This is a genomic window from Mesorhizobium sp. M0276 (assembly GCF_040321755.1).
In the GTDB taxonomy this organism is placed as follows: Bacteria; Pseudomonadota; Alphaproteobacteria; order Rhizobiales; family Rhizobiaceae; genus Mesorhizobium.
In genome coordinates this window covers 154,022-168,300 of record NZ_JAMYSC010000010.1, presented here as the reverse complement: position 1 = coordinate 168,300, position 14,279 = coordinate 154,022, and the positions used below count along the sequence as shown (strand labels likewise).

Annotated in this window: 13 protein-coding genes and 1 riboswitch; of the genes, 7 read left to right on the top strand and 6 right to left on the bottom strand. The window is 62.7% G+C overall.

The annotated features are described in order from the left end of the window. Window positions 1-149: 149 nt before the first annotated feature. The 3 genes from NKJ01_RS10710 to NKJ01_RS10700 all read right to left on the bottom strand — a co-directional run bounded on the left by NKJ01_RS10710 (window position 150) and on the right by NKJ01_RS10700 (window position 2,670). Window positions 150-917 carry a CbtA family protein gene (locus NKJ01_RS10710; protein WP_352727764.1) on the bottom strand — a complete coding sequence of 256 codons (768 nt, stop codon included), beginning with the start codon at window positions 915-917 and terminating at the stop codon, window positions 150-152. 15 nt (window positions 918-932) lie between these two features. Next, on the bottom strand, window positions 933-1,112 hold the full coding sequence (locus NKJ01_RS10705; RefSeq protein WP_023757164.1) for a CbtB domain-containing protein: 180 nt from the start codon (window positions 1,110-1,112) through the stop codon (window positions 933-935). Between the two features lie 36 nt (window positions 1,113-1,148). Continuing rightward, a riboswitch (cobalamin riboswitch) is annotated at window positions 1,149-1,345 on the bottom strand. 125 nt (window positions 1,346-1,470) lie between these two features. Beyond that, window positions 1,471-2,670 (bottom strand): MFS transporter, encoded by a 1,200-nt coding sequence (locus tag NKJ01_RS10700; protein ID WP_352727762.1) that lies wholly within the window; start codon window positions 2,668-2,670, stop codon window positions 1,471-1,473. A 224-nt stretch (window positions 2,671-2,894) separates the two neighbouring features. On the opposite strand from NKJ01_RS10700, the gene NKJ01_RS10695 reads away from it, so the two are divergent. Further along, the gene (locus NKJ01_RS10695; protein ID WP_352727760.1) at window positions 2,895-3,893 is read left to right on the top strand and encodes a heparan-alpha-glucosaminide N-acetyltransferase; all 999 of its coding nucleotides are present in this window, start codon (window positions 2,895-2,897) and stop codon (window positions 3,891-3,893) included. Further along, the gene (locus NKJ01_RS10690; protein WP_352602881.1) at window positions 3,890-4,366 is read left to right on the top strand and encodes a methyltransferase family protein; all 477 of its coding nucleotides are present in this window, start codon (window positions 3,890-3,892) and stop codon (window positions 4,364-4,366) included. Before NKJ01_RS10695 ends, NKJ01_RS10690 begins: the two co-directional genes overlap by 4 nt. 37 nt (window positions 4,367-4,403) lie before the next feature. Here the strand turns inward: NKJ01_RS10690 and NKJ01_RS10685 are convergent, their stop codons facing one another. Further along, complete coding sequence (locus tag NKJ01_RS10685) at window positions 4,404-5,579, bottom strand: ROK family protein (RefSeq protein ID WP_352727758.1); 1,176 nt, start codon at window positions 5,577-5,579, stop codon at window positions 4,404-4,406. A gap of 114 nt (window positions 5,580-5,693) precedes the next feature. On the opposite strand from NKJ01_RS10685, the gene NKJ01_RS10680 reads away from it, so the two are divergent. The 5 genes from NKJ01_RS10680 (at window position 5,694) to NKJ01_RS10660 (ending at window position 12,193) form a co-directional block, all read left to right on the top strand. After that, the gene (locus NKJ01_RS10680) at window positions 5,694-6,965 is read left to right on the top strand and encodes an ABC transporter substrate-binding protein (protein ID WP_352727756.1); all 1,272 of its coding nucleotides are present in this window, start codon (window positions 5,694-5,696) and stop codon (window positions 6,963-6,965) included. A gap of 117 nt (window positions 6,966-7,082) precedes the next feature. After that, a complete protein-coding gene (locus tag NKJ01_RS10675; protein ID WP_352727754.1) occupies window positions 7,083-7,967 on the top strand; it encodes a carbohydrate ABC transporter permease in 885 nt (294 codons plus the stop codon). Beyond that, window positions 7,967-8,818 (top strand): carbohydrate ABC transporter permease, encoded by an 852-nt coding sequence (locus NKJ01_RS10670; RefSeq protein WP_352727752.1) that lies wholly within the window; start codon window positions 7,967-7,969, stop codon window positions 8,816-8,818. The genes NKJ01_RS10675 and NKJ01_RS10670 overlap by 1 nt, the downstream gene beginning before the upstream one ends. A 64-nt stretch (window positions 8,819-8,882) precedes the next feature. Next, the gene (locus NKJ01_RS10665) at window positions 8,883-10,022 is read left to right on the top strand and encodes an ABC transporter ATP-binding protein (protein WP_352727750.1); all 1,140 of its coding nucleotides are present in this window, start codon (window positions 8,883-8,885) and stop codon (window positions 10,020-10,022) included. A gap of 26 nt (window positions 10,023-10,048) precedes the next feature. Further along, window positions 10,049-12,193, top strand: coding sequence for a beta-galactosidase (locus NKJ01_RS10660; protein WP_352727748.1), 2,145 nt, complete (start codon window positions 10,049-10,051; stop codon window positions 12,191-12,193). Window positions 12,194-12,234: 41 nt separating this feature from the next. Here NKJ01_RS10660 and NKJ01_RS10655 read toward each other — a convergent pair whose 3' ends face one another. Both NKJ01_RS10655 and mgtE read right to left on the bottom strand, forming a co-directional pair. After that, on the bottom strand, window positions 12,235-12,621 hold the full coding sequence (locus NKJ01_RS10655) for a MerR family transcriptional regulator (protein ID WP_006203215.1): 387 nt from the start codon (window positions 12,619-12,621) through the stop codon (window positions 12,235-12,237). A gap of 120 nt (window positions 12,622-12,741) precedes the next feature. Further along, window positions 12,742-14,139: a magnesium transporter gene (gene mgtE / locus NKJ01_RS10650; RefSeq protein WP_502905874.1), complete on the bottom strand. Its 1,398-nt coding sequence runs from the start codon at window positions 14,137-14,139 to the stop codon at window positions 12,742-12,744. Window positions 14,140-14,279 lie beyond the last annotated feature (140 nt).

Here is a 14,279-nt window from a genome sequence, read left to right as displayed (position 1 = left end):
CCGCGGCGTGTCGTCTAGCTTTCGCTCTTGGTTGGGGGGGGGCTGGCCTTTCTGTGGGCGGGGGCGGGGCGGGGGGGGGGGGGGGGGGCGGGGGGGGGGGGCGGCCCCCCCCCCCCCCACCGCCGATGAGGAAGGTCAGTGCCTTGCTGTCAGGCAAAGCTGTCGCGCAGGCTGGTCGCGGTGCCGGTGAAGCGGCCGCGGACCACGCCGACGACCGCGCCGAGCACCAGCCAGAACACCAGATTGGTCACTGTCACCGCCACCACGAACTGGTGGTGCAGGCCTTCGGGGATCGCCGTCTCGTAACTGCCGGGCTGCGGCGCGCCGACGATGTGCGGAGCGACGATCAAGGCCACAGCCAGGATCGCCAGCGGCAGCGACTTGCGGAAGGCGATCAGGCCGAGCCCGGCCGCGGTCATCGCTACGGTCGCCCACCACCAGATCTGGCGCTCGGTCAGATCGGCCGCTGGCATGGCCGGCAGTTCCGGCGGCAGGCCTAGGCCCGGCGCCAGCGTGAACACGGCAAAGCCGGCCAGCCCCCAGAAGACGCCCTGGCGCCAGCCACCGATGCCGCCGGCGAATTCGGAAACCGCGACCAGGATCAAGGCGAAGCCGATGCCGGTGACGATGTTGGCAAGCACGCTGAAGGCGAAACGTTCGAAACCGTCTGCCGGCGCCCAACCCTCGTCTTCGGCGGCCGGGGCGGCTTCCGCTGCCGGAGCGGCAGAGCTCATGGCATTGCTATCCGTTGCGGCCGGAGCGGCATGGTCATGGTGATGCCCGCCGCCAGCCTGTTCGTAGACTTCCGCCTTCAGGATCAGCGGCACGGTAGCGTAGGCCTGCATGCAGGCGAGAACGACACCGGCCATGAGCCCTGCGATCGCCGCGATGAACACGACGTTGCGAAACAGGTTCATGATGTCAGATCCTCGTCAGTGGCAGGGAAACGCCATCGAATGGCGATAGTCGTGAGCCGCATTGTGGACCGCATCGATATGCGAGAAGCCGACAAAGCCCATCACGAAAACGCCGAGCAGCGCAGCAAGCGCGAGCTGCATGAAGCGCGACTGCGAGGAGACGGAGGCGCCGAGGGAGACGGAAGCAGTAGTCATGTCTTGTCCTTTCGCCCTCCACCCGAGGGCATCGAAGTCAGTTTCCTGTCGCCGGCAGGTCTCCTGGCTCGCGGATCAGCGCCCTTCCCCACCTTCCCGAAGAAGAAATCTTCAGTGGCATATGGAGAGGACTACCGCACACAGTTGCGGGGGCAGCCACGGCATTGGGCGAAACTCGCCCTCACCGCATTCCCTCTTGGCTCCAAAATGGAACCGACGACATTGGCGACTATAGGCAGAATCCTCGCCTCCAGCAAACCAAATTCCGGCGGCAACCATCGCGAAAGCGTCGTGCCAGCAAGGGCCTCCGCTGCCGCAGGCACATTGGCATGCGGCACTTCCACCAAAGCCCTGAAGATCAAAGCGATTTCGGCAGATAGCGCCACGTCACGAAGCCGCAAACCGCCGCCAGCAGGCCGAGGGTGACGAAGACCGAGCCCAGCCCGAAAAACGCCAGCACCACCGAATAGACCAGCGGCGGCGTCAGTTCGGAAAAATCGAGATAGGTCCGGTAGACCGCCGCCATCTGCGATCTTTCATAGGAGCGCACCGAGCGCATGAAGGCGGTCGAGCCGAGTGCGTCGAGCGCGATGGTGAAGAAGGCGCCGCCAAGCAGGAAGGCGCCGGTGAGCAGCGGCACGGTCTCGCCGACGAAGCCTGCCGCCAGCAGCATGGCCGACATGGCGAAATAGGCAAATGTCATCGTCCTGCGGCCGCCAAAGCGCTTTCCTGCCTTGCCCCAGAAGATGGCCATGAACAGCAGCGCGTTGCCGGCCGAAACCAGCAGCCCGCCGGCCAGCTTGCCTTCGCCGGTGATGACCATGAACAGTGGCCCATAGACGAAGAACGTCGTCCAGAAACAGGAGCGGCCGAAAGCGATCAGCCAGGCCAGTCTGAGTCTGGGCTGGGCGATGAAGCGCCCGATATTGGCGAGCGGGTTGACCGGGCGCGTCTTGCCCGGGCGAATCGACGGGTTGTCGCCGAGCCGGTAGGTCCAGAACAGCGCCAACAACGCCAGGGCGAAGATCGCCACGGCGCCATGCGCGGCATAGATGCCGAAGTGCGTGTAGAGGAAGATGCCGAGCGTCGGCCCGCCGGTCCAGGCCAACATCGACCACGCCATGCGCAGCGATTCGGCCTGCATGAAGTCGGTCTTGCGGATATGGTCCATGATGTAGAGGTTGAGCGTGATCGACAGCGCGCTGGCGCCCATCACGCGGCACAGCATGCCCGCCAGTTGCCCGGCAAGCGTATGGGTGACGAAGAACAGCGAGCCGATGGCCAGCAGGCAGGCGCCTGCCGTGTAGACCCAGCGGCGGGCAAAGCGGCGGATCAGCATCGGCATGAACAGCGTCACCGACAGGCCGAGCATCGCCACGACGGTGTAGAGGATCGAGACGACCTGCTCGTTGTGCAGGATCTCGTAGGCCTGGATCGGGATGACGCTCGACACCGTGGCGCGGGCGAAGGATTCGACCGCATAGAGCGAGGCGAAGGTGCGCGCGTCCGCGGCCTTGAGGGCCGGAAGCCAGATCGGATGGCGCACATGGGTGGACATAGCTCTCCCCGAAGCAGATTTGCCGGGCCAAATCTGCGGTGGCGATGCCGGCGCCAATATGAGGAAACCGACGCACATCAGGCAAAAAGCGAAGTTGGCCAAAGGCTTTCCGCCACTGGCCTAAAGCGGCGCCTGATCCTGTCCGCGTTGTCAGACGCCCGGCCTTCTTTTGCCCGGTGCAACCGTGATAGTCGTTTTGCGGGGCCGAAACAGAATGCGAGACCATGACCATCCAAACGCCGACCGCACCCGTCCAGGATCGACCAAGGCGCATCGTCGTCATCGACATCGTGCGCGGCATCGCGCTGATCGCCATGGCGAGCTACCACTTCACCTGGGATCTGGAATTCTTCGGCTACACCGATCCCGGCCTGACCGCCTTTGGCTGGTGGAAGATCTACGCGCGCTGCATCGCCTCGACATTCCTGTTCCTGGTCGGCGTCAGCCTGTACCTCGCCCATGGCAAGAAAATCCGCTGGAACGGCTTTTGGAAGCGGTTCGCCATGGTAGCCGGGGCCGCGATCGCGATTTCGATCGTCACCCGCATCGCCACCCCGGACGGTTTCATCTTCTTCGGCATATTGCACGAGATTGCGCTGGCCAGCCTGCTCGGCCTGCTGTTTCTTCGCCTGCCGGCTTTGCTGACCATGGTGGTTGCCGCGCTGGTCATCGCGGCGCCGGTCTATTTGCGCTTCGAGGCCTTCGACCATCCATGGCTGTGGTGGGTCGGCCTGTCGGCGATCAATCCGCGTTCCAACGACTACGTTCCACTGTTCCCATGGTTCGGCGCTGTGCTTTTCGGCATAGGCTCCACCAGGCTTGCCGCGGGCGCGGGTGTCTTGACGTGGCTGGCGAACCTCAAGACCGGGCGTTGGGCCAACCCGCTGGTCTTCATCGGCCGGCACAGCCTGGCCTTCTACCTGATCCACCAGCCATTGCTGATCGGCTGCGTTTGGCTGTTCTCGCAGATCATGCCGGCGCAGGTCGAAACCCCGCAGGTGAATTTCCTCAAAACCTGCCAGCTGTCCTGCGAGCAGTCGCGCGACACCGAGTTCTGTTCCAGCTACTGTGTCTGCATGCTCGATACGCTCGAGGGCGAGGCGACGCTTGATCGGCTCTACAACAACGATCAGACTGCGGAATGGAAATCACACTTGTCCGACCTTGCCGGCATGTGTACCGCCAACACCGACAGCAAGTTGATGGAGGAAGGGGTCAAATGACCGAGAAACAGCCGAAGCCGGGGCTCATCCCGTGGCCGCCGCTGATCTACATCGCCGCCATCGCCATCAGCATCGCGCTGGGCCTGCTCTATCCCCTGCCCTGGATCGGTGACCTCCTGGGCGATATTCTGTTCGCCGCCGGCTGGGTAGCACTGTTCGGCGTCGCGGCACTCTGGTTCACCGCCATCCGCACCATGATCCGCGCCAGAACCACGCTCAATCCGAACGCGGTGCCCGACCACCTCGTCACCACAGGTCCCTTTGGCATCACGCGCAATCCGATCTATCTGGCCAACACGCTGCTGTTGATCGGCGTCGCCTTTGTCTCAGGGATAGTCTGGTTCCTGCCGCTGGCGTTCATCGCGGCCTTCGCCACGCAGAAGATGGCGATCGAGGGCGAGGAAAAGGTGCTGGCGGCGAAGTTCGGCAAGAAATACCGCGACTACGCCAAACGCGTGCGGCGCTGGATTTGAGCAAGCCTCACCGCGGGCGTCGGAGTTCGAGTATTGCCTATACGGCCGCGACTTCTCCAGGCCTGCTTTCGAAATCAAACAGCCGCTGGGTAGCGAGAGCGGCGGCGCCCCGCGCCCACGAATCGTCTGCCCAGTCCGGCGTGATCGGCGGTGGAGTCCACATTGCGTAACGCCGTAGCGCGTCGCGCATGGGCTCGAAGAGGTAGTCGCCGAAGCTCACCGCTTCGCCGCCGCCGACAATCACCTCCGGATCGATGATGTTGCAGAAACTGCCCAGAAACCTGCCGATGCCTTCGCCCGCTTCGCGCAGCAAATTCACGGCCACCTCGTCACCGGTCTTGGCCGCTCTGACCATGTCGTAGCGGTCAACGTCGGCTGAGAGGCCCTTCCTCTCACGCCACCGCTTCACCAATGCTGGTTCGGAGAAGAACGTCTGAAGGCATCCGCGGCGGCCACACTCGCATTGCGGCCCGTTTGGATCATAGATGGAGTGCCCGATCTTGCCCGCGGCCCCGTTCGCGCCGTGATGGACCGAACCATCGATCACCACCGCGCAACTGATGCCGGCGCCAATGGCCAGCGCGCCGACAGTGCGGTGATGCCGGCCGAGACCGAACAATTGCTGCGCCAGCGCGAAAGCGTTGGTATCGTCGTCGGCCCACACGGGCACATTGACAAGATCGGCCAGCATGGCCGCTATCGGCACGTCGGTCCAATTGAACCGGTGACTGAGCCGGCAGACGCCATTGTCGATGACCCCAGGCACGGCGATGCCGATGCCGCTGAGCTGCGCCCCGGTTGGCGCGGCCCGATCGGCAAGCAACTGGCTGACAGCGGCGGCGCAGGCTTCTACCGTGCTTCGCGGCGACTGATCGGGCACAGCGACGCGTTTGGAGACAAGCGGTGTCGTGGCCAGGTCAGTCAGCACGCAATCGATCGCACCGACCATCAGCTTGAACCCGACAACAAGGCGGCCGGCATAATTGATGTTGATCGGGATTGGCCGCCGCCCCGGCGCTCCGACGCTGGCCTCTCCCTCCATCAGAATGTTCTCGTGCAACAGGTCGGTGACGACGAACGTTACCGCCGCCGGGCTTAGTCCGGTGATCGCGGCAATCTCGGCACGACTGATCGCCCCTTCCCTTCGCAGCAGGTTGAGAATCAGCCGGCGATTGATCGAGCGCGACGTCTGCTGGTCGCCTTTCAGTTTCATCTTCGCCTCATTGTTAATTTTGTAAATTAAGTATTGACCGGCCCCATCTGCATACGCTACGACTCGCCGTGGTTCAATTGGAATCCGGCTGTTCTCAGGGAGGAGATAAAAGCCATGACCATCACCGCTACGATGCTATCCACGACAAGACGCCGATTCCTGAAGGGCACGGGCGCGGCTCTCGCTGCATCTGCCACCGGGAGCCTCTGCTTGCCGGCCCTGGCGCAGGCGCAGGAAATCACCATCATTTCCAATCTCAGCAACGCCGGGCAACGCGACATCCTGCACAGGCTGGCAGCCGAGTACGAGGCGAAATCCGGCGCCAAGATCACCATCAACAATATGGATCACGAGGCGCACAAGACGGCGATCCGCAGCTATCTTGTCGTCGGCGCCCCCGACATCTGCTTCTGGTTCTCCGGCAATCGCATGAAGGCCTTTGTCACCAAGGGCCTGTTCGACGACATCTCCGATCTGTTTGCCCGAGAGAACTACAAGAGCGTGCTCGGCGCCACGACAAATGCAGTCACGGTCGGCGACAAGCAGTATGGCCTGCCGACGGGCGGCCTGCTTTGGGGTCTGTTCTACCGCAAGGATGTTTTTGCCGAACACAATTGGACGCCGCCGAAGACGTGGACCGATTTTCTCGCCTTTGGCGAGGCCGCGAAATCCGCAAGCATGATCCCGATGAGCATGGGCACCAAGGAGCTTTGGCCCGCGGGCGGCTGGTTCGACCACATGAACCTGCGCATCAACGGCCTCGACAAGCACATCGCCCTGATGGACGGGAAAGTCCAGTATACCGATCCGATGCTTACGCCCGTCTTCGACAAATGGAACGAGTTGATCAAGGCCGGGTTCTTCTCGCCGAACCACAGTTCCTTCGGCTGGGAGCAAGCCGGCGCTGCCCTGGCGCAGAAGAAAGCCGCCATGATGGACCTTGGTGGTTTCGTCAGGTCCGCCTTCCCGGAGGCAGACCTCCCGCAGCTCGCCTACGCGCCGTTTCCCGAAATCATCCCCGGTGTCGCCAGATATGAGGATTTTTCGGTCAACTCCGTTCATGTTCCGGCCAACGCCAAGAACAAGCAAGGCGCGCGCGACTTCCTCGCCTATTTCTACAAACCGGAGAATCTCGGAGCCTTCCTCGCCGCCGAGGGAGCGATCCCGCCGCGCAACGACTGCCCACCCAGCAACGACCCGCTGGTCAACGCCGCCGTGGAAGAGCTGAAGAAAGTGGTCGGCACGTCGCAATACTACGATCGCGACACCGATCCGGACATGGCCCAGGAAGGCATGACCGGGCTTCAGGAATTCATGGTCAAACCCGAACGGCGCGATCAGATCCTCGAACGGCTGGAAAAGACCCGCAAGAGAATATTCAGCTGATGCTGTCGCTCAAAAGCGCGCAGCGGTTTTGAGACAAATTGAACGCAGCTTAGTCCTCCCGGACTTGACGGGCGCCGCTTGCCCTGGCGGCCCCGTCTCCTTTTTGGATGAATTCCCATGCCCCGCTTCTGGCGCAGACATCGTCATTGGTTGACGCCGGCATTGTTCCTTCTGCCGGGCCTCATCCTGTTCAGCCTGGTGATCCTTGCCGCCTCCGTCGAGACGGTCTGGATTTCGCTGCACGAATGGGACGGTATCGGCGCCAAGACCTGGGTCGGCCTCGCCAACTATGCCGAGTTGGCCGAGGACCCGCAATTCTACGTCTCGCTGAAGAACAACATCATCTGGTTGCTGATCTTCATGCTGGCGCCGCCGATCGGTCTCGCACTCGCGCTGATCGTCAACCAGCAGATCCGCGGCATGCGCATTCTGAAGTCGCTGTTCTTTGTCCCTCTGGTGCTGGCTACGGTGACCGTGGGTGTCGTTTTCGGCTGGGTCTATGATCCCACCTTCGGCTTGCTGCAATTGATCTTCGGCCTGTTCGGTGCCACCGCGCCGGCGCTGCTTTCCGACGAGAATTTCGCCACTTTCGCGGTCGCCGCCGCGGCTCTCTGGCCGCAGATCGCCTTCTGCATGGTTCTGTTCCTGGCGGGGCTGAACAACCTCGACGAGGATCTGATCGGCGCCGGACGCGTCGACGGAGCACGCGGCTGGCGCATGCTTCGCCACGTAGTCCTGCCGCAGTTGTCGCAAGTCGGCTTCATCGCCATCGCAGTGACGGTGATCGGCGCGCTGCGCTCCTTCGACATGGTAGCCGTCATGACCACCGGCGGTCCCTACGGCTCGTCGACTGTGCTCGCCTACCAGATGTACGAGGAATCGATCTTTTCCTATCGCTTCGGCTATGGCGCGGCGATCGCCACGGTGCTCTTCGTGATCATGAGCGCCTTCATCGCCTGGTACCTGCACGGCCTTATCAAGGCCGAACGGAGCAATGCCTGATGTATCCGCGCCCGATCCCCGAAGACGCCAAGATCAAGCGTGCGCTCTACGTCGGCGGCGTGACGCTGGTCGTCGCGCTGTGGCTGCTGCCGCTGATTGCCGTCATGCTGACCTCGATCCGCTCCAATGAGGAATTGATGGCAGGCAATTACTGGGGCTGGCCACAGAAGTTCAGCCTGGTCGAGAATTACACGGCGGTCTTCGAGCAGACCGCGATGCTGCGCTTCTTCCTCAACAGCCTGCTGATCACCATCCCCTCGGTGATCGGCGTGCTGATCCTGTCGACGTTGACCGGCTTCGTGTTGTCGCGCTATCCGTTCCGCGGCTCAAATCTCATTTTCGCGCTGTTCGTCGGCGGCAATTTCCTGCCGGCCCAGGTCATGATGATCCCGGTGCGTGACCTCATGGTCAGGCTCGGCCTCTACGACACGGTCTACGCGCTGATCATGTTCCACATCGCCTTCCAGACCGGCTTTGCGACGCTGTTCATGCGAAACTTCATCGCGGCACTGCCGGGCGAATTGTTCCAGGCCGCGCGCGCCGAGGGCGCATCGCCCTTCCAGGTGCTGCGCCATGTGGTTGTCCCCCTGGTACGGCCGGCGCTGGCGGCGCTGGCCATCCTCACCTTCACCTTCATCTGGAATGATTATTTCTGGGCGATCGTGCTTACCCAGAGCGACGCCGTCAAACCCGTCACGGCCGGGCTGAACAATCTGCGCGGCGAATGGACGTCCGCCTGGAACATCGTCTCGGCGGCAACGATCTTCGTCGCCCTGCCGCCGGTAGTCATGTTCTTCCTGATGCAGAAGCACTTCATCAGCGGCCTCACCACGGGGGCGGTCAAGGGATGATTTTTGTTCGAGGAATTCAGGCCGCACCGTACGGACGCCGGCCAACACAGAAGGGCGGCGTGCGATGAGCAGCGTGGAACTGCGCAAGGTCGACAAGCACTATGCCGGCTATCATGCCTTGAAGGCAGTCGACCTGAGGATCGAAAAGGGCGAGTTCGTCGTCATGGTCGGGCCCTCCGGTTGCGGAAAATCGACATTGCTGAAGACGATCGCCGGGCTTGAGACCATCAACTCCGGCCAGGTCGTGATCAACGGGCGCGACGTCACCAGGGAAGAGCCCGGCGATCGCGGCATCGCCATGGTCTTCCAGTCCTATGCACTCTATCCGCACATGACCGTGGCCGAGAACATGGGCTTCGGCTTGCGGATGGCGAAACGCCGGAAGGCGGAGATCGATGCCGCCGTCAAGCGCGCCGCGCAGATACTTCGCCTCGAGGAGCAGCTCGACAAGCGCCCGAAGCAATTGTCGGGCGGGCAGCGCCAGCGCGTCGCGATCGGCCGCGCCATAACGCGCTCGCCTGAAGTCTTCTTGTTCGACGAACCGCTGTCGAACCTCGACGCCGCGCTTCGTACGCAGATGCGGGTCGAGCTTTCCAGCCTTCACGCCCAACTCGGATCGACGATGGTCTATGTCACCCACGACCAGATCGAGGCCATGACCATGGCGGACCGGATCGTGGTGCTGAACAAAGGGCGGGTCGAGCAGGTCGGCTCTCCTCTCGAACTCTACGCCAATCCGGCGAATATCTTCGTCGCCGGCTTTCTCGGCGCGCCGCGCATGAACTTCATCGAAGCGCGGGTGGAAACCGTCGGTGCGGGCGAGATCACGCTGACGGCGGCCGGAATGCCGGCGCTTGGCTTTGGCGGCATCGACGGCCTTTCGGCAGGCGACGCGGTGACCGTCGGTATCCGGCCGGAAAATCTGCACCTGGTCGAGGCGGCGAACGCGCGCCAGGCATCGTTCCCAGGCTTGGTACGATTGGTCGAACATCTGGGCCGGGAAACGGTTCTCTACCTCGACGCCTCTCCTCTTCAGGCGACCAATTCGGACAGCGGCACAGGCAATTTCACGGTCCAGCTCAACAAGGTGTCTCCGATCAGCGTCGGGGCCCAACTCACGGCTGGCTTCGATGTCGCCGATGCCTATCTCTTCGGACCCGATGGCCGCACGCTGACGCCGCGAAAACCCGTCCCCGCAACCTGACCCCCGAATCCAAGAGTATCATTCGTATGCAGCGCAACAAGCCCGCCCCGCTTTCGGTATGGCGACCACTCAACCTCCACCGCTTCCTGCTGGGAGCGCCGCATTATCCCGAACATGTCGACGAAAGCTGCTGGCAGCGCGATGCCGAACGCATGGCTGCAGCCGGGGTCAACACGGTCCGGATGGGCGAGTTCGCCTGGCACATCTTCGAACCCTACGAAGGCAAGGTCGATTTCGGCCTGTTCGACCGCGCGATCGAGGTTCTCGCGAACACGGGGATCGACACCATCATGTGCACGCCGACGGCCACACCGCCGCGCTGGCTCACCGCCAACTATCCGGAGGTGCTGCGTGTCGATGTGAGCGGCCGCCCCGCAAGCCACGGATCGCGCCAACATGCCGACACCACCAGCCCGGTGTTCCGCGCCCATAGCCGGCGCATCACGCGCGCCATGGCCGAGCATTACAGGAACAATCCCCGCGTCATCGGCTGGCAGACCGACAACGAGCTCAATACGACCGTTTCAGAATCGTTCGCGCCGGCGACACGGCTGGAATTCCAGAAATTCCTCCAGCACAAATACGGTGCGATCGGCGCGCTGAATTTCGCCTGGGGCGGCCATTTCTGGGCGACCGCCTACGACGATTTCTCGCAGATCGACCTGCCGCGCCCGCTGATGCCGTCCTATCCGAGCCCTGGGCATGTGCAGGACTACCACCGGTTCCTGGCCGCGGCGACGGCGGCTTTCCAGCACGACCAGGTCGAGATCCTGCGCGCCACCAATCCGGACTGGTTCATCTTTCACAATCTTGGCCAGCTCGCCGACATCGATTTCCGCGGCCAGTTCGGGCAAGACCTCGATTTCATCGGCTTCGATATCTATCCGATGCTGTACGACGAGATGAGGCGCACCGGTGGACATGCGGCCACCCAAGCACTGCATCTCGACATCTGCCGCGCATACACCGGCAATTACATCGTGCCGGAGCAGGCTTCCGGTTTCGGCAGCCAGCCGGGTTTTTCGACAATGACGCCGGAGCCGGGAGAGATGCGCCGCATGGCTATGACGTCCGTGGCGCGCGGCGCCGACGGCATCATGTTCTTCCGCTGGCGCCCAGCCCACTTCGGTGCCGAGATCTACTGGATGGGGGTCATCGATCACGACGATGTGCCGCGTCGCCGCTACGACGAGGCAAGCCGTTTCTTCCATGAGATCGCCGCCATCAAGGACCAGATCCTCGGCACCGTGGTGCGCATGGACCTCGGCATTGCCGGTGCCGATTTCGACAACCAGGAGGCGCACAAGACCTATCCTATGGGATTACCGAGCCCGCTTGAAGACGCCACGCTGTTGCATCGCTACTGCTACCAGAATGGCATTGCCTGCGGCTTCATCCATCCTGAAGACGATCTGTCACGGCTCAAGGCGCTCTATGTTCCGCATTGGGTGATGTGGAAGCAGGAATGGAATGCCCCGGTCGAGACGTTCGTCCGCAACGGCGGCACGCTGATCCTGTCGGCGTTGACCGGCACCCGAGACGAGAACAACCACATTGTTCGCGAGCAAGCACCCGGGCGCGAGCTTTCGGCGCTGAGCGGCGTCAAGGTCACCGAATTCGGCCGCCTGGTTCCGGAGGGCGGCACTGGGCTGTTCCCCTTGTTCCGGCAGGCCGCGATGGGCGCCTACGTGCCTCCGTCACCAATGCCGTCTTCGTCGGCGGAGCGCAAATATCGTTTCACCCTGGGCAACAGGCAGTTCGAGGCAGCCCACCTCTACGAGCTGCTCGAGGTCGCGCCGGACGCCGAGGTGCTGGGCACATGGTCGAACCGTTTTTGCGCCGGACAGCCGGCCATCACCTCTCGCCAACTCGGCCAGGGTCGCGTCGTCTATGTCGGCACCTATCTGACGCCCGAGCTTGCCGAAGCAATCGCCGATGTCGTGCTGGCCAAGGCCGGCGTGGTGCCCTTGCTGCCCGAACTGCCGGCCGGGGTGGAGGTATCCATGCGCGAAACCGACGACCGTCAACTGATGTTCGTTTTGAATACCAGGGATACTTCCATCACCGTCCCGAACGTACCGCTGGGTATCGATCTCTTGACGGGCCGCCCGGTCGGCGGCGCGATTGAACTCGAAGCCTATGGCTGCGCGGTTGTTTCGCTGGCCCTGTGAGAAGACGCAGACTTGCCGGAACGGCCGCGATCATTGGCCGTTCAGGTGTTGACGCCAAGCTCCACCAACCGCTCGACGCAGGACTCTTCGGCCTGGTCGAGTTCGGCGAGCGTTTCCTCGAGGTCGCGGCGCTTCTGCCTGAGATCCTCGCGCTTTTCCTCGATGCGCTTGATCATCAGCTTGAGTTGACCGACCTCGCCGGGCGGCTCCTTGTACATCTGGATGATTTCGCGGATTTCGTTGATCGAAAAACCAAGTCTCTTGCCGCGCATGATTTGCCGGATGAGGTGGCGATCGGAGGGGCGAAACAGTCGCGTGCGGCCACGCCGCACCGGCTGCACCAGTCCTTCGTCCTCATAGAAGCGCAGCGTCCGCGTCGATACGTCGAACTCGCGAGTCAACTCGGTGATCGAATAATATTCCCGCATTATCACTCCCACACGCCGGAATCCCGACCAAACCCATGCCATGCCGGAATCGACATGGCCCCCCGCGCCAGCCTCGCACGGCGTTTACGTAAAAGTCAATTGCGGGCGGCGGCACGGCCTTCAGGACACGCCGAACCACCATGTGGCGATGCCCAGAAACGCAAAGAAGCCGACGACATCGGTAACAGTGGTGACGAAGACCGCGGAAGCGACCGCTGGATCGACCTTGAAACGGTCGAGCAACAGCGGGATCAGGATGCCGGCGAGCGCGGCCACGAACATGTTGATGATCATCGCCGCCGCGATGATGCCGCCCAGATTGGGATCGCGGAACCAGGCCGCCGCGACGACACCGATCAGGATGGCGAAGATTATGCCGTTGATGAAGCCGACCCCCATCTCGCGGCGAATGATGCGGCTGGCGTTGTAGATGTCGAGATCCCTGGTCGCCAGCGCCCGTACGGTGACGGTCATGGTCTGCGAGCCGGCATTGCCGCCCATGCCGGCGACGATCGGCATCAGCACCGCCAGCGCCACGATATGTTCGATCGTGCGGTCGAACAGGCTGATCACCGACGCCGCCAGGAACGCGGTCAAAAGGTTGATCAGCAACCACGGAACGCGCGAGCGCGAGGTCGAAAAGATGCTGTCGGAGAGCTCCTCGTCGCCGACGCCGCCCATGCGCATCAGATCTTCCTCGGCCTCCTGCTGGATGACGTCGACGACATCGTCGATGGTCAGCACGCCGACCAGCCGCTCGTTCTCGTCGACGACGGCGGCCGACAAAAGATCGTACTGCTCGAATTCCCGCGCCGCCTCTTCCTGGTCCATGGTGGCGGGAATGGCGTGCCGCGTCTCATGCATCACCTCCTCGACCTTGACCGAGCGCTTGGTGCGCAGGATCTGGTCGAGGTCGATGGCGCCGAGCAGCTTGAAACTCGGATCGATGACGAAGATCTGGCTGAAACGCTCCGGAAGGTTGTTGTCCTCGCGCATGTAGTCGATGGTCTGACCGATCGTCCAGAACGGCGGCACCGCGACGAACTCCGTCTGCATGCGGCGGCCGGCGGTCTCTTCCGGATAATCGAGCGAGCGGCGCAGCCTGATCCGCTCGGTGAACGGCAGCTGCGACAGGATCTCGTCCTGGTCTTCCTGGTCGAGATCCTCGAGAATGTAGACCGCGTCGTCGGAATCGAGTTCCTGCACCGCCTGGGCGATCTGCGCATTGGGCAGATTGTCGACGATCTCCATGCGGATCGCCTCGTCGACCTCGGTCAGCGCGGAGAAGTCGAAGTCGGCGCCCAACAGTTCAACCAGCGCGCGGCGCTGGTCGGGGTGCAGCGCCTCAAGCAGGTCGCCGAGTTCCGATTGGTGCAGATCGTCGACTTCACGCTTCAGCGAGAGCGTGTCGCGATCGGCGATCGCAGCACCGATCTGGGCTAGGAAGGACGAAAGAACGGCGCCGTCCTCGCCATAGATATCGGCTTGGTGTTCCTCGGCGGCCCTGGCGCCGGTCATCCGTTCGTCCTGGCCTTCCACCAGCGCCTCCCGCCATCGCAATCCCGGAAAAGGTGCAAATCAGGTCTAGAACATCGGGCCCAAAAGTGGAAACCGGTTTTGGGAGAATCCGATGTTCAATAAGGAAATGGCGTAAAGCG

Excerpts from the sequence above, each read along its gene's own strand:
- NKJ01_RS10710 (WP_352727764.1), bottom strand. The coding sequence starts at position 917 with ATGAACCTGTTTCGCAACGTCGTGTTCATCGCGGCGATCGCAGGGCTC.
- NKJ01_RS10705 (WP_023757164.1), bottom strand. The coding sequence starts at position 1,112 with ATGACTACTGCTTCCGTCTCCCTCGGCGCCTCCGTCTCCTCGCAGTCG.
- NKJ01_RS10700 (WP_352727762.1), bottom strand. The coding sequence starts at position 2,670 with ATGTCCACCCATGTGCGCCATCCGATCTGGCTTCCGGCCCTCAAGGCC.
- NKJ01_RS10695 (WP_352727760.1), top strand. The coding sequence starts at position 2,895 with ATGACCATCCAAACGCCGACCGCACCCGTCCAGGATCGACCAAGGCGC.
- NKJ01_RS10690 (WP_352602881.1), top strand. The coding sequence starts at position 3,890 with ATGACCGAGAAACAGCCGAAGCCGGGGCTCATCCCGTGGCCGCCGCTG.
- NKJ01_RS10685 (WP_352727758.1), bottom strand. The coding sequence starts at position 5,579 with ATGAAACTGAAAGGCGACCAGCAGACGTCGCGCTCGATCAATCGCCGG.
- NKJ01_RS10680 (WP_352727756.1), top strand. The coding sequence starts at position 5,694 with ATGACCATCACCGCTACGATGCTATCCACGACAAGACGCCGATTCCTG.
- NKJ01_RS10675 (WP_352727754.1), top strand. The coding sequence starts at position 7,083 with ATGCCCCGCTTCTGGCGCAGACATCGTCATTGGTTGACGCCGGCATTG.
- NKJ01_RS10670 (WP_352727752.1), top strand. The coding sequence starts at position 7,967 with ATGTATCCGCGCCCGATCCCCGAAGACGCCAAGATCAAGCGTGCGCTC.
- NKJ01_RS10665 (WP_352727750.1), top strand. The coding sequence starts at position 8,883 with ATGAGCAGCGTGGAACTGCGCAAGGTCGACAAGCACTATGCCGGCTAT.
- NKJ01_RS10660 (WP_352727748.1), top strand. The coding sequence starts at position 10,049 with ATGCAGCGCAACAAGCCCGCCCCGCTTTCGGTATGGCGACCACTCAAC.
- NKJ01_RS10655 (WP_006203215.1), bottom strand. The coding sequence starts at position 12,621 with ATGCGGGAATATTATTCGATCACCGAGTTGACTCGCGAGTTCGACGTA.
- mgtE (WP_502905874.1), bottom strand. The coding sequence starts at position 14,139 with ATGACCGGCGCCAGGGCCGCCGAGGAACACCAAGCCGATATCTATGGC.